General features: G+C 73.6%; 21 protein-coding genes. 9 read left to right on the top strand and 12 right to left on the bottom strand.

What is annotated here, in order from left to right; translation table 11 throughout:
- Nucleotides 1–115: 115 nt before the first annotated feature.
- Complete coding sequence (gene hmgA, locus ACZ6J5_RS23035; protein ID WP_469394361.1) at nt 116–1,429, top strand: homogentisate 1,2-dioxygenase; 1,314 nt, start codon at nt 116–118, stop codon at nt 1,427–1,429.
- 42 nt (nt 1,430–1,471) lie between these two features.
- The gene (locus ACZ6J5_RS23030) at nt 1,472–2,221 is read left to right on the top strand and encodes a GntR family transcriptional regulator (protein WP_469394359.1); all 750 of its coding nucleotides are present in this window, start codon (nt 1,472–1,474) and stop codon (nt 2,219–2,221) included.
- Nucleotides 2,222–2,496: 275 nt separating this feature from the next.
- On the opposite strand, the gene ACZ6J5_RS23025 is transcribed toward ACZ6J5_RS23030, so the two are convergent.
- The gene (locus ACZ6J5_RS23025; protein ID WP_469394357.1) at nt 2,497–2,763 is read right to left on the bottom strand and encodes a hypothetical protein; all 267 of its coding nucleotides are present in this window, start codon (nt 2,761–2,763) and stop codon (nt 2,497–2,499) included.
- A 276-nt stretch (nt 2,764–3,039) separates the two neighbouring features.
- Here ACZ6J5_RS23025 and ACZ6J5_RS23020 point away from each other — a divergent pair, with 276 nt between their 5' ends.
- The gene (locus ACZ6J5_RS23020) at nt 3,040–4,692 is read left to right on the top strand and encodes a serine/threonine-protein kinase (protein ID WP_469394355.1); all 1,653 of its coding nucleotides are present in this window, start codon (nt 3,040–3,042) and stop codon (nt 4,690–4,692) included.
- On the opposite strand, the gene ACZ6J5_RS23015 is transcribed toward ACZ6J5_RS23020, so the two are convergent.
- Nucleotides 4,676–5,488: an SGNH/GDSL hydrolase family protein gene (locus ACZ6J5_RS23015; RefSeq protein WP_469394353.1), complete on the bottom strand. Its 813-nt coding sequence runs from the start codon at nt 5,486–5,488 to the stop codon at nt 4,676–4,678. The genes ACZ6J5_RS23020 and ACZ6J5_RS23015 overlap by 17 nt on opposite strands.
- 225 nt (nt 5,489–5,713) lie before the next feature.
- Here ACZ6J5_RS23015 and ACZ6J5_RS23010 point away from each other — a divergent pair, with 225 nt between their 5' ends.
- Nucleotides 5,714–6,844 carry a DUF5925 domain-containing protein gene (locus ACZ6J5_RS23010; RefSeq protein WP_469394351.1) on the top strand — a complete coding sequence of 377 codons (1,131 nt, stop codon included), beginning with the start codon at nt 5,714–5,716 and terminating at the stop codon, nt 6,842–6,844.
- Between the two features lie 64 nt (nt 6,845–6,908).
- Here the strand turns inward: ACZ6J5_RS23010 and ACZ6J5_RS23005 are convergent, their stop codons facing one another.
- On the bottom strand, nt 6,909–7,283 hold the full coding sequence (locus ACZ6J5_RS23005; RefSeq protein WP_469394349.1) for a GntR family transcriptional regulator: 375 nt from the start codon (nt 7,281–7,283) through the stop codon (nt 6,909–6,911).
- Between the two features lie 74 nt (nt 7,284–7,357).
- Here ACZ6J5_RS23005 and ACZ6J5_RS23000 point away from each other — a divergent pair, with 74 nt between their 5' ends.
- A complete protein-coding gene (locus ACZ6J5_RS23000) occupies nt 7,358–8,287 on the top strand; it encodes a GNAT family N-acetyltransferase (protein WP_469394347.1) in 930 nt (309 codons plus the stop codon).
- Nucleotides 8,268–8,768, top strand: a complete 501-nt coding sequence (locus ACZ6J5_RS22995) for a ribonuclease FAU-1 family protein (RefSeq protein WP_469394345.1) — start codon at nt 8,268–8,270, stop codon at nt 8,766–8,768. Before ACZ6J5_RS23000 ends, ACZ6J5_RS22995 begins: the two co-directional genes overlap by 20 nt.
- Before the next feature lie 143 nt (nt 8,769–8,911).
- Here ACZ6J5_RS22995 and ACZ6J5_RS22990 read toward each other — a convergent pair whose 3' ends face one another.
- From ACZ6J5_RS22990 to ACZ6J5_RS22970, 5 genes are all read right to left on the bottom strand, one after another.
- Complete coding sequence (locus ACZ6J5_RS22990) at nt 8,912–9,328, bottom strand: DUF6299 family protein (RefSeq protein ID WP_469394343.1); 417 nt, start codon at nt 9,326–9,328, stop codon at nt 8,912–8,914.
- 87 nt (nt 9,329–9,415) lie between these two features.
- Complete coding sequence (locus ACZ6J5_RS22985; RefSeq protein WP_469394342.1) at nt 9,416–9,910, bottom strand: GNAT family N-acetyltransferase; 495 nt, start codon at nt 9,908–9,910, stop codon at nt 9,416–9,418.
- Nucleotides 9,907–11,403: a tripartite tricarboxylate transporter permease gene (locus tag ACZ6J5_RS22980; RefSeq protein WP_469394340.1), complete on the bottom strand. Its 1,497-nt coding sequence runs from the start codon at nt 11,401–11,403 to the stop codon at nt 9,907–9,909. Before ACZ6J5_RS22980 ends, ACZ6J5_RS22985 begins: the two co-directional genes overlap by 4 nt.
- A 3-nt stretch (nt 11,404–11,406) precedes the next feature.
- Nucleotides 11,407–11,946 (bottom strand): tripartite tricarboxylate transporter TctB family protein, encoded by a 540-nt coding sequence (locus ACZ6J5_RS22975; protein WP_469394338.1) that lies wholly within the window; start codon nt 11,944–11,946, stop codon nt 11,407–11,409.
- Complete coding sequence (locus tag ACZ6J5_RS22970; RefSeq protein WP_469394336.1) at nt 11,943–12,926, bottom strand: Bug family tripartite tricarboxylate transporter substrate binding protein; 984 nt, start codon at nt 12,924–12,926, stop codon at nt 11,943–11,945. The genes ACZ6J5_RS22975 and ACZ6J5_RS22970 overlap by 4 nt, the downstream gene beginning before the upstream one ends.
- A gap of 142 nt (nt 12,927–13,068) precedes the next feature.
- On the opposite strand from ACZ6J5_RS22970, the gene ACZ6J5_RS22965 reads away from it, so the two are divergent.
- Nucleotides 13,069–13,743 carry a response regulator gene (locus tag ACZ6J5_RS22965; RefSeq protein ID WP_469394334.1) on the top strand — a complete coding sequence of 225 codons (675 nt, stop codon included), beginning with the start codon at nt 13,069–13,071 and terminating at the stop codon, nt 13,741–13,743.
- Nucleotides 13,744–13,891: 148 nt separating this feature from the next.
- Nucleotides 13,892–14,920, top strand: coding sequence for a lytic polysaccharide monooxygenase (locus ACZ6J5_RS22960; protein ID WP_469394333.1), 1,029 nt, complete (start codon nt 13,892–13,894; stop codon nt 14,918–14,920).
- A 35-nt stretch (nt 14,921–14,955) separates the two neighbouring features.
- Here ACZ6J5_RS22960 and ACZ6J5_RS22955 read toward each other — a convergent pair whose 3' ends face one another.
- The 3 genes from ACZ6J5_RS22955 to ACZ6J5_RS22945 all read right to left on the bottom strand — a co-directional run bounded on the left by ACZ6J5_RS22955 (nt 14,956) and on the right by ACZ6J5_RS22945 (nt 20,498).
- Nucleotides 14,956–15,834 (bottom strand): esterase/lipase family protein, encoded by an 879-nt coding sequence (locus ACZ6J5_RS22955; RefSeq protein ID WP_469394331.1) that lies wholly within the window; start codon nt 15,832–15,834, stop codon nt 14,956–14,958.
- A gap of 177 nt (nt 15,835–16,011) precedes the next feature.
- Entirely contained in the window at nt 16,012–16,971 is a 960-nt protein-coding gene (locus tag ACZ6J5_RS22950) for a DNA polymerase Y family protein (RefSeq protein WP_469394329.1), read from the bottom strand.
- Complete coding sequence (locus tag ACZ6J5_RS22945) at nt 16,968–20,498, bottom strand: DNA polymerase III subunit alpha (RefSeq protein ID WP_469394327.1); 3,531 nt, start codon at nt 20,496–20,498, stop codon at nt 16,968–16,970. The genes ACZ6J5_RS22950 and ACZ6J5_RS22945 overlap by 4 nt, the downstream gene beginning before the upstream one ends.
- 141 nt (nt 20,499–20,639) lie before the next feature.
- Here ACZ6J5_RS22945 and ACZ6J5_RS22940 point away from each other — a divergent pair, with 141 nt between their 5' ends.
- The gene (locus ACZ6J5_RS22940; RefSeq protein WP_469394326.1) at nt 20,640–21,677 is read left to right on the top strand and encodes an ABC-2 transporter permease; all 1,038 of its coding nucleotides are present in this window, start codon (nt 20,640–20,642) and stop codon (nt 21,675–21,677) included.
- Nucleotides 21,678–21,746: 69 nt separating this feature from the next.
- On the opposite strand, the gene adhE is transcribed toward ACZ6J5_RS22940, so the two are convergent.
- On the bottom strand, nt 21,747–24,341 hold the full coding sequence (gene adhE / locus ACZ6J5_RS22935) for a bifunctional acetaldehyde-CoA/alcohol dehydrogenase (protein ID WP_469394324.1): 2,595 nt from the start codon (nt 24,339–24,341) through the stop codon (nt 21,747–21,749).
- Nucleotides 24,342–24,474 lie beyond the last annotated feature (133 nt).

Below are 24,474 nucleotides of genomic sequence, written 5' to 3'. Positions count from 1 at the left end.
CCCCCCGTGCACGCACCACGTCCAAGAGCTCCGGAAAAGCACCGTTGACGCGAGCGGGAGCGGAATCCTACGGTCATGCATAGGATTGTTGTGAGCGTCAGGACAGGAGCACGCGATGAACGCGGAACAGGCCGGCAAGACGGCCGCAGCGCTGAGCTACAGCACGGGATTCGGCAACGAGCACGGCTCCGAGGCCGTCCCCGGCGCCCTGCCGCAGGGCCGGAACTCGCCGCAGCGGGCGCCGCTCGGCCTGTACGCGGAGCAGCTCAGCGGCTCGGCGTTCACGGAGCCCCGGGCGCACAACCGGCGCTCCTGGCTCTACCGGATCCGCCCCTCGGCCGCGCACCCGCCGTTCACCCGGATCGGCAACGGGGCCGTGCGCACCGCCCCGTTCACCGAGACCGTGCCCGACCCCAACCGGCTGCGCTGGAACCCGCTGCCGGAGCCCCCGGCGGGCACGGACTGGCTGGCGGGGCTGTGGACGCTGGGCGGCAACGGCGACGCCGCCCAGCGCAGCGGCATGGCCGTGCACCTCTACCACGCGAACGCGCCGATGGAGCGGGTGTTCAGCGACGCCGACGGCGAGCTGCTGATCGTCCCCGAGCACGGCGGGCTGCTGCTGCGCACCGAGCTCGGCCTGCTCGCGGTCTCCCCCGGCGAGATCGCGCTGGTCCCGCGCGGGGTCCGGTTCCGCGTCGAGCTGCTCGACGCGACGGCCCGGGGCTATGTCTGCGAGAACTACGGGGCGCCCTTCCAGCTCCCCGACCTCGGCCCGATCGGCGCCAACGGCCTGGCCAACACGCGGGACTTCCGCGCGCCCGTCGCCGCCTACGAGGACGTCGAGGGCCCGGTCGAGGTCGTCAACAAGTACTGCGGCAACCTGTGGTCCGCGACCTACGGCCACTCCCCGCTGGACGTCGTCGCCTGGCACGGCAACCACACCCCGTACGTCTACGACCTGCGCCGTTTCAATGTGATCGGGACGATCTCGTACGACCACCCGGACCCGTCGATCTTCACGGTGCTCACCTCGCCGTCCGACACCCCCGGGCTCGCGGGTGTCGACTTCGTGGTGTTCGCGCCGCGCTGGCTGGTCGGCGAGGACACCTTCCGCCCGCCGTACTTCCACCGCAACGTGATGAGCGAGTACATGGGCCTGATCGAGGGCGCCTACGACGCCAAGGCGGAGGGCTTCGTGCCGGGCGGCGGCTCGCTGCACAACATGATGTCCGCGCACGGCCCCGACCGGGAGACCTTCGACCGGGCCAGCGCCGCCGAGCTCAAGCCGCACAAGATCGACGACGGTCTGGCCTTCATGTTCGAGACCCGCTGGCCGATCACCGCCACCCCGCAGGCGGCGGAGGCCGACCACCTGCAGCAGCGCTACGACGACGTATGGCAGGGTCTTCAGCGCCACTTCCGGCCGTAAGGTCCTGGCCGGACGTCTCATAGCCGTCGTACGGAGAACGCCGTGACCGCCTTCGCCCCCGACTCGCTGGTGCTGAACCGGAAGCTGCCGCTCTGGTACCAGGTGTCCCAGTCGCTGCGCGCCTCCATACTGGGCCGCACCCCGGACGCCTCGCTGCGGCTGCCCACCGAGGAGCAGCTGGCCCAGCACTACGGCGTCAGCGTGCTGACCATGCGCCAGGCGCTGAAGGAGCTGGAGGAGGAGGGCCTGATCAGCCGGCACCGGCGGCGCGGCACCTTCATCGAGCCGGGCGCCCGGCGCTCCACCCCGCGCCGGCTGCTCGGCTCCATCGACGCGATCGTGGCCCAGCAGTCCGGCGAGCGGACCACCGTCCTCGGGCACGGCACCGGGCCGGTCCCCGGCGAGCTCGCGGAGTACTTCCCCGGGGCCGGGGAGGTCGCGGTCTACCGGCGGCTGCGCGCCGACGGGGAGAGCGGCGAGCCGACCAACTGGGCGGAGAACGCGGTGCTCCCGGAGATCGCGGCCGGCATCGACCCGGCCGACCTGGAGCGCTGGCCGATGACGAAGGTGCTGCGGGACCTGGTCGGGGTCCGGATCAGCCGCATCACCGACACCGTCGAGGCCCGACTCGCGGACCCCGAGACGGCCGCCCTGCTGCGGGTGCCGCTGCTCTCGCCGATCCTGCACTACACCGGCGTCACCTACGACGAGGAGGGCCGGGTGGTCGACGTGGCCCGGATCCGCTACCGGGGCGACCGCTTCTCCTTCACCGTGACGGTGGAGGCGCACTGAGCGGCGCCGTGACGACGCGGGGCGGGGCGCCGGGTCGGGTGCGCGCTCCGGGCGGCGGCGCCGAGCGCTCGCCGCACCGGCGGCGGTCAGGCGCTACGCGCGCGCCTGAGGCCCCGGTCACGGCCGGATCCGGACCGGGGTGAGACGCCGGACGGGCGGGGACACGTCCGGCGGGGTGTCACGGGTGAGCGGTCAGGCGCGGTCGGCCGGCCGAGCGGAACGGGCGGGGGCGATGCGTCGGGGTACGCGGGAGCCCGGTCCGGACGGACGGTCGGTCAGCCGTGGCTGCCGAAGAGGGAGCGGCGGAGCCTGCGGAGCGGGGCGAAGAGCGAGACCCGGGAGCTGCGGCTGTGGTGGCCGTGCTTCGGTGTCTCACGTGCCGTCAGCTCGCGCATCAGCAGCGTCGCCTCGGCCGCCTCACGCTGGGGCACGGCGGGACCGCCGAGCACCGCGAGATGGCGGTCGAGCCGCGAACTGGTCGCACTGCTCCCGCAGGTGATGGCAGGCACGCGCGGCCTGCTGCGCATCACTATCTGTTCCATGTCACTCCCCACCCGTACGAGGGCACCCGGCCCGGGCAGGTTAACCCTATCGCCCCGCTACGACACCCGTGCATTCCGGCCGCAGGATTCACCGCTTGTGTACGGGGGTTGACGATCACTGTCCGAATCCGTCTGATTCCAGGGCGAGTTGGACAGCGGTCGAACGCCTGTCGAACCGTCACGAACCATCCTGCACGCGGGACCCCCGCCGCCGCGCTTTCCCCAGGGTGTGATCTCCGCCACCACAAGCCGCCCGGCCTCGGCTACCGTGGGGGGATGACGGTGATCGCGGGTCGGTACCGGCTTCTGGACGTGCTCGGCGAGGGCGGGATGGGGACCGTCTGGCGGGCCCGGGACGAGGTCCTGGGACGCGAGGTGGCGGTCAAGGAGGTGCGCGCCCCGGCCGGGCTGCCCGCCGAGGACCGGGAGCGGCTCTACGCGCGCCTGGAGCGCGAGGCGTGGGCCGCCGCCCGGGTCGCGCACCGCGGCGCCGTCACCCTCTACGACGTGGTGACCGAGGACGGGCGCCCGTGGATCGTGATGGAGCTGATCCGCGGCCTCACCCTCGCCGAGACCCTGGAGGCGGAGGGCCCGCTGCCGCCCGCGCGGGCGGCGGGAATCGGCGCCGACGTGCTCGCGGCGCTCCGCGCGGCGCATGAGGCGGGGGTGCTGCACCGGGACGTCAAGCCGGCCAACGTGCTGCTCGCCAACGACGGGCGGGTGGTGCTCACCGACTTCGGCATCGCGGCCGTCGCGGGCACCTCGCCGCTCACCATGACCGGCGAGCTGGTCGGCTCCCCCGAGTACCTCGCGCCGGAGCGGGCGATGGGGCGGGCGCCGGGCCCGGAGTCGGACCTCTGGTCGCTGGGCGTGCTGCTGTACACGGCGGTGGAGGGCGTCTCGCCGTTCCGCCGCGACACCGCGCTCGACACCCTGCGCGCGGTGGTGGACGAGGAGCCCGCGCCGCCGGAGCGGGCCGGGGCGCTGGCACCGGTGGTCGAGGGGCTGCTGCGCAAGGACCCGGAGTCGCGGATGGCCTCGGCCGAGGCCGAGGAGCGGCTGCGCGCGATCGCGGCGGGCGACGGACCGGCCCGGGCGGCGACGTACGGCGCCTTCCCCGCGACGCCGCCCCGGCGGCCGTCCGGCGCGGGCGGCGGAAGCGACGGAAGCGACGGGTACGGGGGCTCCGGCGGGTCCGGCGGGCCGTACGGGCCCTCGGGCGGGCCGACCGCCCCGATGCCCGCGCCCGACGGCCCGGAGGCCGGGAGCGGGGCCGGGGAGCGGCGGCGCGGGCGCGGCGCGCTCGTCGCCGGGATCGCGGCGCTGCTGCTGGTGGGCGGCGGGCTGACGTACGCGCTGCTGCGGGAGGAGGGCCCGTCCGCGCCGCCCGCCCCGCCGGTCACGACGGGCACCCCCGCCACGACGCCCGCCACCACCGCCGCCCCGCCCGAGACGCCGGCCACCACCCCGCCGACGACGTCGCCCACGGGGACGCCCGCGGTCTCGGTGGTGGTGTCCGTGCGCGCGGACCGCGCCGACTACACGGGGAGCTGTCCGCCGCCGCGGGACCGGGCGCCCGCCTTCACGGCGACGTTCACGGTGGGCGGGACGCCGGCCTCCGTCTCGTACCGCTGGATCACCCGGAGCGGCGAGGGGCAGGACTCGGCGTGGCGGACGCTGGACTTCCCGGCGGGCGGCCCGGCCGAGCGGCAGGTGAGCCGGGTCCAGGCGGTGTACCGGCCGGACGGCACGCTGACGGACGCGGTCGGGGTGGAGGTGCGCACCCCCGTCGAGACCCGGTCCGGGCTGGCCGACTTCTCGGTGACGTGCGAGAGGGCGACCCCGACGGGCGGGGCCACCACTCCCACGGGGCCGCCGGCCTCGACGTCGCCGGCGACCCCCGCGCCGGGTGCTACGCCACGTTCCTGAAGCTGGGCAGGTAGCCGCCGGACTGGCCGGCGGCGGTCGGGTGGTACGACTCCCCGATGTTCAGCCAGTTGACGCTGTGCAGCCAGGCCGTGCCGGAGGAGCAGATCTCGTGCCCGGTGAAGGCGGGGACGACGCTCGCGAAGGTGAAGCCGTGGTTGGCGGCTCTCTTGGCGGTGGCCGCGTTGAGGTAGTCGGAGGCGTCGTTGATGGCGCGCCGCTCGTTCTCGCTGAGGCCGGCCACGCAGGTGCCGCCGAGCTGGTAGAAGCGCGGGTAGCCGAGCACCACGACCCGGGCGTTGGGGGCCTTGTTGCGGATCGCGGTGTACACCGAGTCGAGGTTGCCGGGCAGAGTGGAGTCGACGTAGCCCTTGGCCTGATTCACGCGGTTGATACAGGTCGCCTCGGACTGCAGGACGCAGGTGGTCATGACGTCGGCGAAACCGGCGTCATTGCCTCCGATCGTGAGAGACACCAGGTCGGTGCCGGTGTTGAGAGGTCCGAGCTGACTGGCCGTGACATCACCCGTTCGGGCGCCCGAGCAAGCGGTGAACGCGAAGGACGAGGGGGCGTTCGCGTTCTTCCAGAGGACCGGGTACGCCTTGGTGGAGCGCTTGCAGTCGCCGCTGGCGCTGTCGTAGCTCCCGGAGCCGACGCCCGAGGAGTACGAGTCGCCCAGGGCCACGTAGTCGACGGCGGCGGCGTTCCCGGCCGCCTGCGCGGCGCCCGCCCCGGTGAGGGCGAGGACGGCACCGAGCAGGAGCGAAGAGGAGAAAGCCGAAAAACGGGACAGTTTCATGGGACCTCCTGTAGCAGGATCTCTGCGTTACCAGGTAGTAGCAGCGGATCCGGCGCGTTGGAAGTGTCCATGCCAAAACTCGTGGCCGATTACCCTCGACTTCCCCTCAGAAACGGTTGATATCGAGCCAGCTGACCGTAGGTCATCCGCCGTGGGGCGGGGTCCTCGGAACGTCCCCTTCAAAACCCCGTGCACGGAATGCCCGGTTGCCGGATCATGAGCGCCATGTCTGCCAACCAAGGCGAGCGCGCGGCCGGGGAACCGGCCGGGGCGCCACCCGAGACCTCGCTGCCGATCCGGCTGAACGTCGACGACAGCGACTCCCCCTCGGACGTCGTCGACGCGCTGTTCCTCGGGCGGTTCGCCACCGGGGCGCAGCCGCACGCGCTGAGCACCACCCTGGACCGGGTGAAGCCCGCCGCGACCCTGCTGCCCGGCGGCGCGCGCCTGTTGCGGGCCGCCAAGGACGACGACCGCAGCGCGCTGCTCGCCGAGGGCGCGGGCTGGACGCTGCTGGTGTCCCGCTGGAGCCGCGGCGCGGACGTCACCGTCACCGCCACCGACGCCGAGCTCGCCGAACGGGTGCTCAAGGAGGCGACGGACGGGGCCAGGGACGAGCCCGAGCCGCAGCCCGAGAACGTCACCATGGGCTTCTGGTACGTGTCGCCCCGGCGCGGCCCGCACCGCACCACCCGGCAGATCGGCGCCGGGACCTGGGAGGAGATCCGCCCCAACTACACGGCGCCGGTGGCCGGGGCGATGGACCGGCTGATGGCCGTCACGCCCGAGGACATCACCGGGCGGCTGCTGCTGCTCCACGGCCCGCCGGGCACCGGCAAGACCTCCGCCCTGCGCACCCTCGCCCGCTCCTGGCGCGACTGGTGCCAGGTCGACTGCGTGCTCGACCCGGAGCGCCTGTTCAGCGACGTCGGCTATCTGATGGACATCGCGATCGGCGAGGACGAGGGCACGCCGAAGGGGCGCTGGCGGCTGCTGCTCCTGGAGGACTGCGACGAGCTGATCCGCGGCGAGGCCAAGCACACGGCGGGCCAGGCGCTCTCCCGGCTGCTCAACCTGACGGACGGCCTGCTCGGCCAGGGCCGCAACGTCCTCGTCGGCGTCACCACCAACGAGGACCTGGAGCGCCTGCACCCCGCCGTCGTCCGCCCCGGACGCTGCCTGGCCCGGATCGAGGTGGGCCGGCTGACCCGCGCCGAGTCGACCGCCTGGCTGGGACACGAGGAGGGCATCGGCCCCGACGGCGCCACGCTCGCCGAGCTGTTCGCGCTGCGCCGGGGGACCGCGGCGGTGGGGATGCCGGAGCAGCGGGCCACCGAGGCGGGGCTCTACCTGTAGCGCGGGGCGGGCCCCGGGCCGGGCGGGTGCCCGGGCCCGGGGCACGTCCGGGCCGGGGGCGGGCTCAGGCGTCGTACGTCGCGCGGAGCGCCTCGGCGACCGCCGCCTCGGCCGCCGCTCTGCTCAGGCCCAGGCGCCGCGCCTCCGTCGCGTAGGCAGCCGCGGCCGTCGCGGCGAGGCGGGAGGCGGCGTCGGAGGCGGCGGCGACGAAGGTGCCGTTGCGGCCACGGGTCTCGATCACCCCGTCCGCCTCCAGCGCCTTGTACGCCTTCGCGACCGTGTTCGCCGCGAGTCCGAGGTCCTCCGCGAGGCCCCGCACCGTCGGGAGCTTGTAGCCGACGGGCAGCTCCCCCGACCGGGCGCTCTCCGAGATCTGGGCGCGAAGCTGTTCGTACGGGGCGGTGGTGGAGTGCTGGTCCACGCTGATTCGAAGCGTCACCCGCCCGATTGTGCACCCGGCCGACGGGAAAATGGGAGGCGGCCGGACGGGACCGCCGCATAGCGTGCGGCCCCATGACTGTGATCGTCCGTGATGTACGGCCCGAGGACCCCGCCGACGCCGAGGGCTTCGCCCTGGTCCGGCGCGCCGCCCTGCCCTTCATGCTCGCCACGGGCGCCCAGGCGGCCCACGACTGGGCGCACGCCCATCCCGACGCGCACCAGCGGCCGCTGGTCGCCGAGGCCGACGGGGAGATCATCGGTACGGCGCAGGTGTCGCTCGCCCACGAGTCCCCCGAGCCGGGCATGGGCAACGTCAACGTCTACGTCCACCCCGGGCACCGCGGGCGCGGCGCCGGGGCCCTGCTGCTGCGCGCGGGCGAGGAGCACCTGGCCTCGGTGGGGGCGGCCACCCTGCTCAGCTGGGTCCCGGACGAGCCGGCCGGCCTCGCCTTCGCCGGACGGCACGGCTACGCGCCCAGCCGCTCCGCGTACTTCCTGCGGCTGGACCTGACGGCCGCCGCGCTGCCGCCGCTCCAGGAGCTCCCGGCCGGGGTGGAGCTGCGTCCGGCGACGGACTTCGCCGCCGACCCGCGTCCGCTGTTCGAGCTGGACGCGCTGACCACGGCCGACGAGCCGGGCGACGTGGCCGCCGAACTGACCGACTACGCGCACTGGCTGGAGAGCACCTGGCGGCACCCGCTGCTGGACCACCGGCTCACCACCGTGGCGCTGGTCGACGGGCGCCCGGCGGCGTTCACCGCCGCCCAGACGGACGGGCTCGGCCGCTTCGGCTCCGGGATGACCGGCACCGCGCCGGAGTTCCGGGGCCGGGGGCTCGCCAAGCTGGTGAAGAACCACGCGCTGCGCCTGGCGCGGGCGGCGGGCTGCACGGAGGCGTTCACCGGCAACGACACCGGCAACGGGCCGATGCTGGCGATCAACGAGTGGTTGGGCTACGAGATCGCCGCGAAGGAGATCCGGCATGTCCGGTCGCTCGGTTGAGATCGCCCTGGTGAAGGCCGGGCGGACCAAGATCCGCTACCCGGCGGAGCTGCTCGCCGACGACGGGGTCCGGCTGACGGTCCGGGCGCCCTGGGCGGCCGAGGGCGTCCGGGACTTCGGCTTCGTCCGCTTCGAGCCGGGCGACGTCTTCACCGAGCACTACTGGCGGGACCGCTGGTACGCGGTGAAGGAGGTCCGCTCCGGCGACGGCGCGCTCAAGGGCTGGTACTGCGACGTGACCCGGCCCGCCGTGGTCCGCGCCGACGGGGCCGAGGTGCTGGTCGAGGACCTGGACCTGGACCTGTGGGTGCCGGCCGACGGGGCGGGCGTGCTGCGGCTCGACGAGGACGAGTTCGCGGCGAGCGGCCTGGCCGCCGCCGACCCGGAGGCGGCGGAGCGGGCCGTGCGCGCCCTGGACGAGCTGGACGCGCTGGGCCGTGACGGACTGGTGGAGCTGCTGGCGGGGCGGGACGCCCGGTAGGGCCCGTCCGACGGTACGGGACGGGCCCGGCCCCCCGCCGGGTCCGGTCCGCGCCGGGTCCGGTCCGCGCCGGCTCCGGTCCGCGCCGGCTCCGGCTCCGGCTCCCCGCAAGGTCCGGCCCCGCCGGGCCCGGCCCCCCGCCGCTAGCCGAGGGTGATGTCCCGGTCCTGCTCGACCGTGAACTCGGGGGTCGGGGTGCCCAGCGGGCCGGTCAGAACGAGCTGCATCAGGGCCGCCTGGACCTGGGCCGGGCCGGGGCGGTAGGCCGGGTCCTTGACGACGGCGCTGTTGGTCCAGGAACGGACCTGGCCGTCACAGACCGCCTGGGTGCCGCCGATCGCGGCGGAGTGCGCGCCCTGGACGAGGGTGGAGCTGACGAAGACGGGGCCGGCGCTGTCGTCGGAGCAGCGGTAGGTGCCGGAGACGCTGACCGTGCCGTCGGCGGCGAGGGTGCCGCGCGGATCGACGGTGACGGTGTCGGCGGGGGCGGCGTGAGCGGGGGCGGCGGTCGCGGTGGCGGCGAGCAGGACACCGGCGGCGACGGCGAGGCGAGCGCGCATGGGTGGGGGTCCCTTCGGGGCATGGGGGGATGGTGGGGTGGAGCTGCCCGCCAGGGATACCGGATCAAGCCGCCGGTTGTCCGAAACTCACCCCATCGGGGGCGAGTTGAGCGGCGACTCGCCGACCGTCTTTCGGTAGTGAATACGGTCGTACGGTCCGTCAAGACGTCGTTCGACGACCTCGTAGCCGTACCGCTCGTACAGCTTCTGGTTCTCCCACATCATCGCGTTGGTGAAGAGCCGCACCTCGGGCAGGCCGAGCGCGCGGGCCCGGGCCTCGACCCACTCCATCAGGACGCGGCCGAGGCCGGTGCCCTGGGCGTCCGGGTGGACGGCGATGGTGTCGAGGTAGAGGTGGTCCGCCTCCGGGACCACGACGACGAGCCCGGCCGGCGGCTCGCCCGCGACGAAGACGCGCCCCGCCGCCACGTTCGCCGCGTGGTCCTCCTCCATCGGGGCCGGTACGAGACCGATCCGCTCGATGTAGTGGTGGAAGGCCGCGTCGATCACGGCCTTCACGGCGGGCACGTCGGTGGCGAGGGCGGGGCGGGGCGCGTGGTGCGCCGTACGGTCGGGCGTCATGCCTCCACGGTACGGCGGCGCTTGATCAGCCTGCCCACCAGCGGCCAGCCCAGCAGGAGCAGCACCACCGCGTAGACCGTCACCGAGAACGGGGTGTTGACCAGGCCGGTCAGCGAGCCGTCGCTGATCTGGAGGGCGCGGCGCAGCTGCTGCTCGGCGGCCGGGCCGAGGATGACCCCGATGACGGCGGGCAGCACGGGCAGTCCGTAGCGCCGCATCCCGAAGCCGATGAGGCCGATGACGAGCAGGATCACCAGGTCGAGGGCCTCGCCGCCGACCGCGTACGCGCCGACGGCGGCGAAGAACAGGATGCCGGCGTAGAGGTACGGACGGGGGATGCGCAGCAGCTTGGCCCAGACCGGCGCGAGCGGCAGGTTGAGGGCGAGGAGCAGCACCATGCCGACGAACAGCGAGGCGATCAGGCCCCAGACCAGCTCGGGCTCGCGTTCGAAGAGGAGCGGGCCGGGCTGGATGCCGTACTGCTGGAACGCGGCGAGCATCACGGCGGCGACGGCGGTCGTCGGCAGGCCCAGGGTGAGCATGGAGACGAGGGTGCCGGCGGCGGAGGCGGAGGCGGCGGACTCGGGGCCCGCGACGCCCTCGATGGCGCCCTTGCCGAACTCGTGCTTGTGCTTGGAGAGGCGCTTCTCCGTCACGTACGACAGGAAGGTCGGGATCTCGGCGCCGCCGGCCGGGATCGCGCCGAACGGGAAGCCGATGAACGGGCCGCGCAGCCAGGCCTTCCAGGTGCGCCGCACGTCGTCGCGGCCGAGCCAGGGGCGTCCGACGGGGATCGGCTCGCCGGCGTTGCGGCGCAGGTGGGCGGCGACCCACAGGGCCTCGCCGATGGCGAAGAGGCCGACCGCGACGATGACGACGTCGATGCCGTCGGCGAGCTGGAGCGAGCCGAAGGTGAGGCGCTGCTGGCCGGTCATCTGGTCGAGGCCGACCAGCCCGAGGGTGAGGCCGATGAGCAGGGAGGCGAGGCCCCGGACGCGGGAGGAGCCGAGGACGGAGGTCACCGCGATGAAGGCGAGGACCATGATGGCGAAGTAGTCGGGGGCGCCGATGTCGACGGCGAGCGCGGCGACGACCGGGGCGAGCAGGACGAGCAGGATCGTGCCGGTCATGCCGCCGGCGAAGTGGCCGATGGCGGCGGCGGCGAGGGCCTGCGCGCCGCGCCCCGACTTGGCCATCGGGTTGCCCTCGATGGCGGCGACGACGGCGGCGCTCTCCCCGGGGGTGTTGAGCAGGATGGAGGTGGTGGAGCCGCCGAACATGGCGCCGTAGTAGATACCGGCGAACATGATGAACGCGCCGGTGGGCTCCAGGCCGTACGTGACGGGGAGCAGCAGGGCGACGGCCATGGCGGGGCCGATGCCGGGCAGGACGCCGATGGCGGTGCCGAGGAGGACGCCGAGGGCGGCCCAGAGCAGGTTGACGGGGGTCAGCGCGGTGCCGAAGCCGTCGAGCAGGGAGGTGAGCGAGTCCATGGGTCAGAGCACTCCCATCAGCGGGCCGCCGGGCAGCGGGACGCCGAGCAGTTTGTCGAAGACGACGTAGGTGAGCAGGGAGAGGCCGGCGGCGATCAGCGGGTCGCGGTGCGGGTGGCGGCTGCCGAGGGCGTAGGCAGCGCCCCAGAAGAGCAGGGCGCCGGCGACGGGGAAGCCGGCCGGGCCGATGAGGACGGCGAAGCCGAGGAAGACGCCGGCGAGGAGCAGGACGGTGCGCCAGTCGCCGGGCTCGGACAGGTCGACGTCCTCGCCGCCCTCGGCCTCGCCCCGGCCGCCGCGCAGCACGTCGACGGCGAGCAGGACGGCGATGAGGAGCAGGCCGCCGCCGACGACGAGGGGGACGGTGCGGGGGCCGACGGGGCCGCGCTGGGCGACGTCGACGGCCATGGTGAGGGCGTCGGTGAGGACGAGGACGCCGAGGGCCAGCAGGATCACGCTGACGCCGAGCTCGGAGTGCTCGCGCAGCCAGGAGGGGCGCTCGGCGGGGGTCTCTTCGGCGGCGGGGGTGGCGGGGGTGGTCACAGTCCCAGCTCCTTCAGCACGGAGGCGACGCGGCGGTCCTGTTCGGCGAGGAAGGTGCCGAACTCGTCGCCCGGCAGGAAGGCGTCGTTCCAGCCGTGGGTCTTCAGGGACTGGCGCCACTGCGGGGACTCGTGCAGCTTGGTGACGAGGACGATCAGCTTGTCGCGCTCGGCGTCGGAGAGGCCGGGCGGGGCGACGATGCCGCGCCAGTTGATGAACTCGGTGTCGAGGCCCGCCTCGCGCAGGGTGGGCGCGTCGAGGCCGGGGACCCGCTCGGCGCCGGTGACGGCGAGCAGCCGCAGCTCGCCGGCCTTGATCTGGTCGAGGTACTCGCCGACGCCGGAGACGCCGAAGGCGACCTTGTTCCCGAGGATGGAGGCGAGGAGCTCGCCGCCGCCGTCGAAGGGGATGTAGTTGACGCTCTTCGGCGGGATGCCCGCGGCCTGGGCCATCAGCATCGGGGCGAGGTGGTCGGGGCCGCCGGGCGAGGAGCCGCCGCCGACGGGCAGCTTGCCGGGGTCCTTCTTCCAGGCGGCGAGCAGGTCCTGGATGGTCTTGTACGGGGAGTCCTTGCCGACCACGACGATGTCCTGCTCCATGGTGAGCCGGGCGATCGGGGTGGTGTCGGCGAGGGTCTTCGGGGTCTTGTTGGTGTGTACGGCTCCGACGACGCCGAGGCCCATGGACATGGCGAGGCGGCCGTTGCCGTGCTCGCCGACGAGCCGGGTGAGGCCGACGGTGCCGCCCGCGCCGGGCAGGTTGAAGACCTCGACGCCGGTGGTGAGTCCGGCCTCCTCGGCGTTCTTCGCCGCGGTGCGGGCGGTGATGTCGTAGCCGCCGCCGGGGGTGTTGGGGACCATGAACCGCAGGCCGGGTATCTGCGTGCCGGTGTCGGAGCCGCTGCCGGTGCTGAGCAGCGGCGGTCCCACGAGCACGAGCAGCGCCGCCCCGAACAGGGCGAGGGGAGTGCTGAGCCGCACGTGAGCCGCCTCTCGAAGGGTAGGGATCGGAGGGATCGATGGGTGTGAGGTGGCCCACATGTTGCCTGCGCGTTAAGAAGCTGTCTCGCTTCCGCAACCAACGGACGTTGTGGTCCTTGTGGTCGCGCCCTACGTTGTCCGCGTGACGAAGGTGCTGGTGGTCGACGACGACTTCATGGTGGCCAAGCTGCACTGCCGCTATGTGTCGGCGGTGCCGGGCTTCTCCGTCGTGGGCGCCGCCCACAACGGCGCGGAGGCGCTGCGCGCGGCGCACGCGCTGCGGCCCGATCTGCTGCTGCTCGACATCTTCCTGCCGGACATGGACGGGATCGCGGTGCTGCGCGAGCTGCGCGCCTCGGGGCTGGCCATGGACGCGCTGTTCATCACGGCCGCGCGGGACGTGGACACGATCCGGGCGGCGCTGCGCGCGGGGGCCCTGCACTACCTGATCAAGCCCTTCAACCAGGCCGCCCTGCAGGAGCAGTTGCGCCATGTGGCCTCGCTGCGCAGCCGGCTGGACGAGCTGGCGGCGGCGGAGGCGCGGCAGGAGGACGTGGACCAGATCTTCGGCACCCGGCCGCGCGGCTCCCGCGAGCTCCCCAAGGGCCTGGCGGCCCACACGGCCGAGCTGGTGGACACGATCCTGCGGGCCCATCCACAGGGCCTGTCGGCGACGGAGTGCGCCGAGGCGGGCTCGCTGTCCCGGGTCAGCGCCCGCCGCTATCTGGAGTACTTCGCGGAGACCGGCCGCGCCGAGATCACCCTTCGCTACGGCGGTACGGGCCGCCCGGAGCGCCGCTACCGGCGGCTGGGCTGACGCCCTGTCTGTGGCCCCGCTTAGAGGCCCCTTAACACGACCATAAAGATCCTCACGAGGGCCGCCGGAGCATCGGATCGGCGTATTCCGGGGGCTAGTTTGCTGGGCAACCCCCCACACCCCACCCTCGTGAAGGAGCTGTCCCCCCATGTCCTCACCCCGATCGCCCCGTACCGCCCTCGCCACCGCCGTCACCGCCTCGGCCGTCCTCGCGCTGGCCGGGCTCGGTTCCGCGCCCGCGTTCGCGCACGGGTCGATGACCGACCCGGTCAGCCGGGTCGCGGCCTGTTACGCGGAGGGGCCGGAGAATCCGACTTCGGCGGCGTGCAAGGCGGCCGTGGCCGCGAGCGGGAAGCAGGCGTTCTACGACTGGAACGGCGTGAACATCGCCAACGCGGGCGGCCGGAGCCGGGAGATCATCCCGGACGGGAAGCTGTGCAGCGCCGGGAACGCCACGTACCGGGGCCTCGACCTGCCCCGCGCGGACTGGCCGTCGAGCCCGATGGCGGCCGGTGAGCACACCTTCCGGTACAAGGGCACCGCCCCGCACAAGGGTTCCTTCGCGCTGTACGTGACGAAGGACGGCTACGACCCGGCGAAGCCGCTGAAGTGGTCGGACCTGGAGGCGAAGCCCTTCGTGACCGTCGCCGACCCGCCGATGAGCAACGGCGACTACGTGTTCAAGGGCACCGTGCCGAAGAAGTCCGGGCGGCACCTGATCTACTCGATCTGGCAGCGGTCGGACTCCCCCGAGGCCTTCTACACCTGCTCGGACGTGGTGTTCGGGAAGGACACCGGCGGCACGCCCGGCACCCCGGCGCCGACCGCCTCCGCACCGACCGCCGCGCCCTCGACGGGCGGGCACTCCGGGCACGGGGGCCACACGGCGACCCCGGCGCCCACGAAGTCGGCGTCGCAGGCGGGCTCCGGCACGACCGGTGGCACCGGCACGAGCGGAGGCACCGGCACGACCGGAGGCACCGGAGGCACCGGCACGAGCGGTGGCTCGACGAGCGGCGGCTCGGTCCCCGTCGCGGCCGGCGGGCCGGGGACCGAGCTGGCCGAGACCGGCGGCGACGCCACCACGCCGTACCTGGCGCTGGGCGGCGCCGCCGTGCTCGGGACGGGCGCGGCGTTCCTGTTCGCCACGACCCGCCGCCGGGCGGCCCGTCGCTAGGGCAGGCCCTGGGGCCCTGTCCGGCGGATCGGGCCCTAGCCGAGCGCGGACAGGCAGGTGGTCGGGCTCGCGTGGGCCGGGTCGAGGGCGTTGTCCACCTCGTGCATGACGATCCGGTCCACCGTGCCGATGGCCACGTGCTCCGAGAGGTCGAGCGCGCACAGGTCCTGGAGCACGACGTTGTTCACGTCCGGCCCGTCGAGGAAGCCGGAGCGGTACGGGGTGACCACCTCGTCGTACCGGGTGGCGATGACCGTGTACCGCACGCCGGGCACGGTGTCGCCGCCCGCGTTCAGCTTGGTCATGAGGGGCGAGCCGGCGATCTGGTCGGCGAGCCCCGGGGTCGACGCGGACAGCAGGTCCTCGGCGCCCGGGAAGTACGGCAGCAGCTTGGTGAGGCCGTTGAGGGTCGTGCCGTGGTTGTCCGGGGCGATGCCGACGAGCGCGTTCACCTTCTGCGCGCCGCCGAGGAACTTCAGGTAGTAGCGGGGCATCATGCCGCCCTGCGAGTGCCCGACGAGGTCCGCCTTCGGGGCTCCGGTGGCGGCGAGCACCCGGTCGACGTACGCGGCGAGCTGTCCGGCGGACTTGTCGACGGGGCCGAGGCCGTGGAAGAGCGGCACGCCGGGCAGTTGCCCGTAGTCGAGCGAGAAGACGCAGTACCCGCGGTCCACCAGGTACGGCGCCAGGCCCAGCCAGTTGTCGACGGAGTTGCCGAAGGTGCCGTGGACGAGGACGACCGGGCGGGGGTGGGCGGCGGAGGGCTTGCAGGAGAAGTCGTTCCAGCCCCGGCTGGGAGCCGGGGCCGCCTGGGCGGCGGCGGTGGGGGCGAGCGTGGCGGCGGCGGTCAGCAGCAGCACGGCCAGGGCTCTGAGGGCGTGCTTCAGGGGGGTTCGGGGGGTCCGGGGCAGCATCGGGCGGTCTCCTCGCGGCTCAGGGGGAAACTCGATGGGTGCGTTGCCATACGCCCTGCGGTCCGGACCACAAGTGGGGATGCGCTTCCGTCAAGCTACGCACGGGTAGCCTCGACTGGGAAGTTACGCGTCGGTAAAAACTGGCACACCGTCAAGAGCCTTGCCCCACAGCCGACTTCACGCCGCCAGCGAACCCGGTATGACCGCGCGCGGGCCGAACCTCGCCCGGGCCCGGTCCGCGACCGCCTCGATCCGGCGGGCCTTGTCGTCCGCCGGATCGAGGGACAGCTGGTGCGCGGCCTCCTCGGCCGGGCCCAGGCCCTCGGCGCGCAGGGCGAGGCCCCGCACCCGGGCGCGCTGGAGGCCGAAGGAGCCGTGGACGGCGTACGCGAGGGCGGTGAGCTCGGCGGAGTGCGCGGTCGGTTCGCGCAGGACGCGGGTGCGGGCGGAGGTGCCGCGGTCGGCGTACCGCACGGTGACCGTGAGGGAGCGGCAGACCTGGCCCTCCGTCCGCATCCGGGCGCCCAGTTCCGCCGTGAGCGAGAGCAGGGCCCGGCGCTGTTCGGCCGGATCGAGCTCGTCGTGCGGGAAGGAGCGCTCGGCGGCGAGGGAGCGGGAGAGCGCGCCGGGGACGACGGGGGTGCGGTCGATGCCCCGGGCGCGTTCCCACAGCTCGCGGCCGGTCTTCGCGCCGACGAGCCGCTGGAGCACGGCGAGCGGCGCGTCGGCGACCCGGCCGGCCGAGTCGAGCCCGTAGCCGCAGAGGGTGCGGGCGGTGGCGCGGCCGACGCCGTCGAGGGCGAGGACCGGGCGGTCCCGCAGGAACTCCGCCGGGTCCTCGACGACCCTGGTGGGGCCGGGTCCGGCCTCGCGGGCCGCCATCCGGGCCAGCATCGGGTTGGGCCCGGCGCCGACGGAGCAGTCCACCCCGTACAGGGCGAGGGCCCTGACCCGGATCACCGAGCCGAGCTCGGCCGGGCCCCAGCCGAAGTAGCGGAGCGCGCCGCGCACGTCGGCGAGCACCTCGCCGGCCGGGTCGGCCTGGACGAGCGGGGTGAACTCCGTCAGCAGGTCGATGAGATGGGGAAGCGTCGCCTCGTACATCGGGGCGAGCCGGAAGCGTACGCAGAGGATCATCCGGCGCTCCCGGGGCTGCTGTGCCAGAGCTTGCGCGCCGGGGTCGCGGCGCCCTCGCCCGCGGGCCTGAGGTCGGCCCAGGGGTTCAGCTCGTAGCCGGTGGACAGGGTGATGCGGCGGCCGGCGCCCTCGGGGGCCCGCTGTTCCGGCTCCCCCGGCTGCCCCTGCCCCTCGGACAGGCGCTCGCCGACCGCCCGCAGGCCGCCGCTCGCGCGCAGTTCGGCGAGCTCGGCGAGGTTCCAGGCGGCGGAGCCGACCACGCTGAGGCTGCGCGGGCCGCGCCGCTGCACCACGCCCCGGACCAGCAGCAGCCAGGAGTGGAAGACGGTGTGGGCGCAGCGTTCGTGGGAGTCGTCGAAGAAGGCGAGGTCGACCAGGCCGGTGCCGTCGTCGAGGGTGGTGAAGATGACCCGCTTGCCGGAGCGGATCGGCGGGGTCTGGGTGGCCGCCTTGGCGCCGGCGACCAGGACGGTCTGGCCGTGCCGGGCGGAGCGCAGCCGCTCGGCGGAGACGACGCCGAGCTCGCGCAGGAAGGCCCGCTGGTCGTCCATGAGGTGGCGGGAGGCGTCCATGCCGAGGATGCCGAGCTCGGCGCTGAGGCGCTCGGACTCGTCGAGGTCGGGCAGGCCGACCGGGGCGGTGCGGTCGCCTCGGGCGAGCGGGAGCTGTCCTCCGTGGGAGGCGGCGCCGCGCTGGAGACGGTGCAGTTCGGTCAGGTGCAGGAGCAGATCGCGGCGGTTGGCGCCGAAGGCGTCGAGGGCTCCGACCTGGGCGAGCCGTTCGGCGACGGGCCGGCGGGGGCGGGCGCGCTGCCAGAAGTCGAGCAGGGAGGCGTAGGGGCGGCCGGTCTCGATGCGGGCGCCCTCGGTCTCGCTCATGCCGTGGACGTCGGCGAGGCCGAGCCGGAGGCCCCACACCGGAGGCTCATCGGACACCAGTTCGATACGATGGGCGACCGCCGACCGGTTCACGTCCAGCGGCAGCACCGGCACCCCGCGCCGCCGGGCGTCCGCGAGCAGCAGCCGCTTCGGGTACATGCCGGGGTCGTGAGTGAGCAGCCCGGCGTAGAAGGCGGCCGGATGGTGGGCCTTGAGCCAGGCCGACTGGTAGGTGGGCACGGCGAAGGCGACCGCGTGGGCCTTGCAGAAGCCGTACGAGCCGAAGGCCTCGACGATCTCCCAGGTGCGGGCGACCACCTCGGGGGCGTACCCCCGCCGCCCGGCCCGCTCGGCGAACCAGGTCTTGATCCGCCCCCGCGGCTCGGGGTCGGACAGCCCCCGGCGCACCTGGTCGGCCTCGTCGCGGCCGCAGCCGGTCATGATGCTCACGATCTCGATGATCTGCTCGTGGAAGACGACGACGCCGTGGGTCTCCTTGAGGGTTCCGGCCAGGTCGGGGTGCGGGTAGCGGACGGGGGCGCGGCCGTGCCGGGCCTCGATGAAGGGGCGGACCATGTCGGCGGCGACCGGGCCCGGCCGGAAGAGCGAGATGTCGACGACGAGGTCGTGGAAGGTCTCCGGCTGGAGCCGGCCCACCAGGTCGCGCTGGCCGGGCGACTCGATCTGGAAGCAGCCCAGGGTCTCGGTGGAGCGGATCAGCCGGTAGGTGGCGGGGTCGCCGGGCGGGACGGCGTCGAGGTCGGGGCGGGTGCCGGTGGCCCGCCCGATCTCGGCGACGGCGTGCGCCATCGCGGACTGCATCCGCACGCCGAGGACGTCGAGCTTGAGCAGGCCGAGGTCCTCGACGTCCTCCTTGTCGAACTGGGTCATGGGCATGGGGGCGGGCGCCGGGTCGCCGGGGCCCGGGGGGATCTCGCCGGCGGTGGGGACGACGGGGGTGCGACTGAGCAGCGAGGCGTCCGAGAGGAGCACGCCGCAGGGGTGCATGGCGGTGCCCCGGGGCAGCGCGTCGAGGGCCTCGACCAGGCTCCAGAAGCGCTTGCGGCCTTGGAGTTCGTCCTTGAGCCCGCGCAGTTCGGGCAGTTCGTCGAGGGCGGCGCGGGCGTCCCGGGCGCGGATGTGCGGGAAGGCCTTGGCGATCCGGTCGATGTCGGCGGGGTCCATGGAGAGGGCGGCGCCCACGTCCCGTACGGCGTGCCGGACCCGGTAGGTCTCGGGCATGGCGACGGCGGCGACCCGTTCGGCGCCGAAGCGGCCGAGGATCGCCCGGTAGACCTCCAGGCGGCGGGCGGACTCGACGTCGATGTCGATGTCGGGGAGCGCGGTGCGGCGCTTGGAGAGGAAGCGCTCCATCAGCAGGCCGTGCTCGACCGGGTCGGCGTGGGCGATGCCGAGGAGGTGGTTGACGAGGGAGCCGGCGCCGGAGCCTCGGGCGGCCACCCGGATGCCCATGCCCCGGACGTCGTCGACGACCTGGGCGACCGTCAGGAAGTAGCCGGCGAAGGCGTGGTGGGCGATGACGTCGAGCTCCCGGTGCATCCGGTCCCAGTAGCCGGGCCGTCTCTCGTACCCCTTCAGGACCATGCCCGCGGCGGCCCGGGAGGCGAGCACCCGCTGGGCGGTGCGGTGGGCGGCGCCGACCAGGCGCGGTTCGGGGAAGTGCGCGGAGCCCATGCCGAGGTCGTCCTCGGGGTCGACCAGGCAGGCGGCGGCGACGGCGGCGGTGTGGTCGAGGAGCCGCTGGGCGGCCTCGCGGCGGAAGCCGGCGGCCTCGACCGTCCGCTCGGCGGCGGCCCGCATGGCGGCGGGGTCCTTGAGCCAGCCTTCTCCGGCGTCGAGCCCGCCGCCGCGCGGGTCGACGGGGACCAGCCGGCGGGCGGCGTCGAGGACGTCGGTGACGGGGCCCTGGCCGGGGTCGGCGTAGCGGACCTCGTTGCCGAGCACGGGCCGGACGCCCTGCTCGGCGGCGAGGCCGACGGTCCGGGCGGCGAGCCGCAGCGAGCCGGGCCCGGTGCCGGGCAGCCCGTGCGGGACGACCTCCAGGCACAGGGCGTCCCCGTACCGCTCGCGCCAGGGCGCCAGCAGCCGGGCGGCCCGGTCGGGGCGTCCGGCGACGAGGGCGCGGCCGACGTCGGAGGCGGGCCCGAGCAGCACGAAGAGCCCGCCGTCGGGAACGGCGGCGGCACCGGCGGCCCAGGGCAGCACCGGCCGGCCCTCGCCCGCGCGGGCGTGGGCGGCGGTGATCAGGGCGCAGAGCGCGGCCCAGCCGGTCCGGGAGCGGGCGAGGAAGACGGCGCGGGGCGCGGACTCGTCCACGAAGGCACCGCCCCGTACGGGCACCCGGCGCACGGAGCCGCGGGCGGCGGTGCCGCCGAACGGGCCGGAGGCCGGGCCGGAGACCGGGCCCGGGGCCGGTTCGTACGCCAGGTCGGCGCCGAACAGGGGCCGGACGCCCGCCGTCGCGCAGGCCTTGGCGAAGCGGACGGCACCGGCGACGGTGTCGCGGTCGGTCAGGGCGAGGGCGTCCATGCCCCGCTCGGCGGCGCGCTCGGCCAGCCGGGCGGGGTGGGAGGCGCCGTAGCGCGGCGAGAAGCCCGAGGCGGTGTGCAGATGCGTGAAGTCCGCCATGCGTGACACCTCCGCATCGAATTCGTACGTACGTTCCCACCCCCTCGGTTCCAGCGTAACCCATGTTCGAACGCCCGTGCGATAACCCGTTCGGTCCCCTCCCACCTGCGGTGACGGCCGGTCCCGCAGAGCCTGGGGGGCATGACCCTCGTCGACGAACTGAAGAGCGCCGTCACCCCCCGAGCAGCCCTGCTGGTCGTCGGCGTCTTCGCCCTCCAGATGCTGTTCATCGCCTCGTACGTCGGGGCCCTGCACGATCCCAAGCCCCGGGACGTCCCCTTCGGCGTGGTCGCGCCGCAGGTGGTCGCGGGCCCGATGGTGGAGCGGCTGGAGAAGCTGCCGAAGGACCCGCTCGACCCGCGCACGGTCGAGAGCGCGGACGCGGCGCGGGACCAGATCATGAACCGGGAGATCGACGGGGCCCTGATCATCGACCCGACCGGCCGCACCGACACCCTGCTCGTCGCCTCCGGCGGCGGCACCGTGCTCTCCACCACCCTGCAGAAGATGTTCACCACCCTGGAGGCGGCCCAGGGCCGCGCGGTGAAGACCGTGGACGTGGCGCCCGCCTCCCCCAAGGACTTCGACGGTCTCTCCGCCTTCTACCTGGTCGTCGGCTGGTGCGTCGGCGGCTACATCTGCGCCGCGATCCTGGCGATCAGCGCGGGCTCGCGGCCCGCCAACACCCACCGCGCGGTCATCCGGCTCGGCACCCTGGCGCTCTACTCGGTCCTCGGCGGACTCGGCGGCGCGATCATCGTCGGCCCGATCCTGGACGCCCTGCCCGGCAGCGTCGCCGCCCTGTGGGGCCTGGGCACCCTGGTGGTCTTCGCCGTCGGCGCCGCCACCCTGGCCCTGCAGTCGGTCTTCGGGATCGTCGGCATCGGCCTCGCGATCCTGCTCATCGTGGTCGCGGGCAACCCCAGCGCGGGCGGCGCCTTCCCGCTGCCGATGCTGCCACCCTTCTGGAACGCGATCGGCCCGGCCCTGCCCCCGGGCGCCGGCACCTGGGCGGCCCGCTCGATCGCCTACTTCAAGGGCAACGACGTCACCGGCCCGCTGCTGGTCCTCTCCGCCTGGGCGGTGGTCGGCACCGCCATCACCCTCGTGATGTCCTCCCTGAAGCGCAAGCCGCACGCGGAGCCGATCGCCGCCGAGGTCGGCGAGCCCGCCGCCTAGCCGGGTCCGGACATGCCGACGGGGCCCCCGGTCGTGAAGACCGGGGGCCCCGCCGTATGCCCCTGACGCTTACTTCCCGTAGTACGCCCGGGTCATCAGCGCCTTCATGTCGTCGATCATCGGCATCCGCGGGTTGGCGGGCGCGCACTGGTCGGCGTAGGCGTTCATCGCCTGCTGGGGCAGGGCCTCCAGGAAGGCCGCCTCGTCGACGCCCTCCTCCTGGAAGGAGGCCGGGATGCCGCACTTGGCGCGCAGCTCCTCGACCGCGCGGGCGTAGGACTCCACGCCCTCCTCCGGGGTCGCGGCCGGGAGACCGAGCAGCTTGGCGATCTCCTGGAAGCGCTCCGGGGCCCGGTAGACCTCGGCCTTCGGCCACGGCACGGCCTTGTGGGTCACGGTGCCGTTGTGCCGGATCACGTGGGGCAGCAGCAGGGCGTTGGTGCGCCCGTGTGCCACGTGGAAGGTGTTGCCCAGGGTGTGGGCCATGGCGTGCACCAGGCCGAGGAAGGCGTTGGCGAAGGCCATGCCGGCGATGGTCGACGCGTTGTGCATCTTCTCGCGGGCCTCGGGCGCCTTGGCGCCCTCCTTCACGCAGGTCTCCAGGTTCTCGAAGATCAGCTTGATGGCCTGGAGGCACTGGCCGTCGGTGAAGTCGTTGGCGTAGGCCGAGACGTACGCCTCGGTGGCGTGGGTCAGGGCGTCGAAGCCGGAGTCGGCGGTCACCGTGGCCGGGAGGTTCAGCGGCAGCATCGGGTCGACGATGGCCACGTCCGGGGTGAGCGCGTAGTCCGCGAGCGGGTACTTCTGCGCCGCCTCGGGGTCGGAGATGACCGCGAACGGGGTGACCTCGCTGCCGGTGCCCGAGGTGGTCGGGATGGCGACCAGCTTGGCCTTCTCGCCCAGCTTCGGGAAGCGGTAGGCGCGCTTGCGGATGTCGAAGAACTTCTCCTTCGTGTCCGCGAACTCGACCTCGGGGCGCTCGTACATCAGCCACATGATCTTCGCGGCGTCCATCGGCGAACCGCCGCCGAGGGCCACGATGGTGTCCGGGCCGAAGTCGCGCATGGCGGCGGCGCCGGCGCGGACGGTGGCGAGCTCCGGGTTGGGCTCGACGTTGTCGATGACCTGGATGGTCACCGGCTCGGTGCGCCCGTTGAGGATGTCGGTGACCTTCTGGACGAAGCCGATGGCGCCCATGGTCTTGTCGGTGACGATGGTGACCCGGCGTACGTCGTCCATCTCGCCGAGGTAGCGGATGGCGTTGCGCTCGAAGTAGATCTTCGGCGGGATCTTGTACCACTGCATGTTGGTGTTGCGCCGTCCGATCCGCTTGACGTTGATCAGGTTGACCGCGGTGACGTTGTTCGAGACGGAGTTGTGTCCGTACGAGCCGCAGCCGAGGGTGAGGGAGGGCAGGAAGGCGTTGTAGACGTCGCCGATGCCGCCGAAGGTGGAGGGGGCGTTGACGATCACGCGGATCGCCTTGACCCGCTTGCCGAACTCCTCGGCCAGCGCCTCGTCCTCGGTGTGGATGGCGGCGCTGTGGCCGAGGCCGTGGAACTCGACCATGCGGGCGGCCAGGTCCAGGCCGTGCGCGGTGGAGTCGGCCTTGAGGGCGGCCAGGATCGGGGAGAGCTTCTCGCGGGTGAGCGGCTCGTTCTCGCCGACCTCGGCGCACTCGGCCAGCAGGATCGAGGTGCCCTCGGGGACCTCGAAGCCGGCCTGCTCGGCGATCCACTGCGGCGACTTGCCGACGACCGCGGCGTTGAGCTTGGCCCCGCCGCAGTTGGTGGCGAAGGCGGTGGTGCCGAAGACGTACTCCTCCAGCTTGGTCTTCTCGGCGGCGGAGACCACGTAGGCGCCGAGCCGCTCGAACTCGGCGATGCCCTGCTCGTAGATCTCCTGGTCGAGGACGACCGCCTGCTCGGAGGCGCAGATCATGCCGTTGTCGAAGGCCTTGGAGAGCACGATGTCGTGGATCGCGCGCTGCAGCTTGGCGTCCTTGGCCACATAGGCGGGCACGTTGCCGGCGCCGACGCCGAGGGCGGGCTTGCCGCACGAGTACGCGGCCCGGACCATCGCGTTTCCGCCGGTGGCGAGGATGGTGGAGACGCCCTCGTGGTTCATCAGCTCGCCGGTGGCCGCCATCGACGGCTCCTCGATCCACTGCACGCAGTCGGCGGGCGCGCCGGCGGCGACGGCGGCGTCGCGCACGATCCGGGCGGCCTCGGCCGAGCACTTCTGCGCGGAGGGGTGGAAGGCGAAGACGATGGGGTTGCGGGTCTTCAGCGCGATCAGCGCCTTGAAGATCGTGGTCGAGGTGGGGTTGGTGACCGGGGTCATCGCGCAGACGACGCCGACGGGCTCGGCGATCTCGGTGATGCCGTTCAGCTCGTCGCGGCGGATGACGCCGGCGGTCTTCAGCCCGGCCATCGAGTGGGTGACGTGCTCACAGGCGAAGAGGTTCTTGACGGCCTTGTCCTCGAACAGACCGCGACCGGTCTCCTCGACGGCGAGCCGGGCGAGCTCCCCGTGGGCGCTCAGGGCGGCCAGCGAGGCCTTCTTCACGATGTGGTCGACCTGCTCCTGGTCGAGGGTCTCGAACGTGTCGAGGGCGGCGAGAGCCGCCTGGACGAGTCCGTCCACCATCTCCTTGGCCTCCATGGCAGGCACTCCTTCTGTGTCCCGTGGTTTTTCTTCACCTCCTATTCGACACCCGATGACCTGCGAAAAGACTCGATGAAAGACCTGAGCGGCGGGGCCGGAAGTCCTTTTGTGAAAGGATTCACAAGATCTT

The sequence above is a fragment of the Streptomyces sp. NPDC042100 genome, from assembly GCF_055582325.1.
This window is presented reverse-complemented; position numbering and strand designations above follow the sequence as displayed.

Bases quoted from the DNA above. Each gene is read 5' to 3' on its own strand.
- ACZ6J5_RS23020 (WP_469394355.1), top strand. From the start codon at position 3,040: ATGACGGTGATCGCGGGTCGGTACCGGCTTCTGGACGTGCTCGGCGAG.
- adhE (WP_469394324.1), bottom strand. From the start codon at position 24,341: ATGGAGGCCAAGGAGATGGTGGACGGACTCGTCCAGGCGGCTCTCGCC.
- ACZ6J5_RS22980 (WP_469394340.1), bottom strand. From the start codon at position 11,403: ATGGACTCGCTCACCTCCCTGCTCGACGGCTTCGGCACCGCGCTGACC.
- ACZ6J5_RS23015 (WP_469394353.1), bottom strand. From the start codon at position 5,488: ATGAAACTGTCCCGTTTTTCGGCTTTCTCCTCTTCGCTCCTGCTCGGT.
- ACZ6J5_RS23010 (WP_469394351.1), top strand. From the start codon at position 5,714: ATGTCTGCCAACCAAGGCGAGCGCGCGGCCGGGGAACCGGCCGGGGCG.
- ACZ6J5_RS22955 (WP_469394331.1), bottom strand. From the start codon at position 15,834: ATGCTGCCCCGGACCCCCCGAACCCCCCTGAAGCACGCCCTCAGAGCC.
- ACZ6J5_RS23025 (WP_469394357.1), bottom strand. From the start codon at position 2,763: ATGGAACAGATAGTGATGCGCAGCAGGCCGCGCGTGCCTGCCATCACC.
- hmgA (WP_469394361.1), top strand. From the start codon at position 116: ATGAACGCGGAACAGGCCGGCAAGACGGCCGCAGCGCTGAGCTACAGC.
- ACZ6J5_RS22960 (WP_469394333.1), top strand. From the start codon at position 13,892: ATGTCCTCACCCCGATCGCCCCGTACCGCCCTCGCCACCGCCGTCACC.
- ACZ6J5_RS23000 (WP_469394347.1), top strand. From the start codon at position 7,358: ATGACTGTGATCGTCCGTGATGTACGGCCCGAGGACCCCGCCGACGCC.
- ACZ6J5_RS22995 (WP_469394345.1), top strand. From the start codon at position 8,268: ATGTCCGGTCGCTCGGTTGAGATCGCCCTGGTGAAGGCCGGGCGGACC.
- ACZ6J5_RS22950 (WP_469394329.1), bottom strand. From the start codon at position 16,971: ATGATCCTCTGCGTACGCTTCCGGCTCGCCCCGATGTACGAGGCGACG.
- ACZ6J5_RS22940 (WP_469394326.1), top strand. From the start codon at position 20,640: ATGACCCTCGTCGACGAACTGAAGAGCGCCGTCACCCCCCGAGCAGCC.
- ACZ6J5_RS22945 (WP_469394327.1), bottom strand. From the start codon at position 20,498: ATGGCGGACTTCACGCATCTGCACACCGCCTCGGGCTTCTCGCCGCGC.
- ACZ6J5_RS22985 (WP_469394342.1), bottom strand. From the start codon at position 9,910: ATGACGCCCGACCGTACGGCGCACCACGCGCCCCGCCCCGCCCTCGCC.
- ACZ6J5_RS22990 (WP_469394343.1), bottom strand. From the start codon at position 9,328: ATGCGCGCTCGCCTCGCCGTCGCCGCCGGTGTCCTGCTCGCCGCCACC.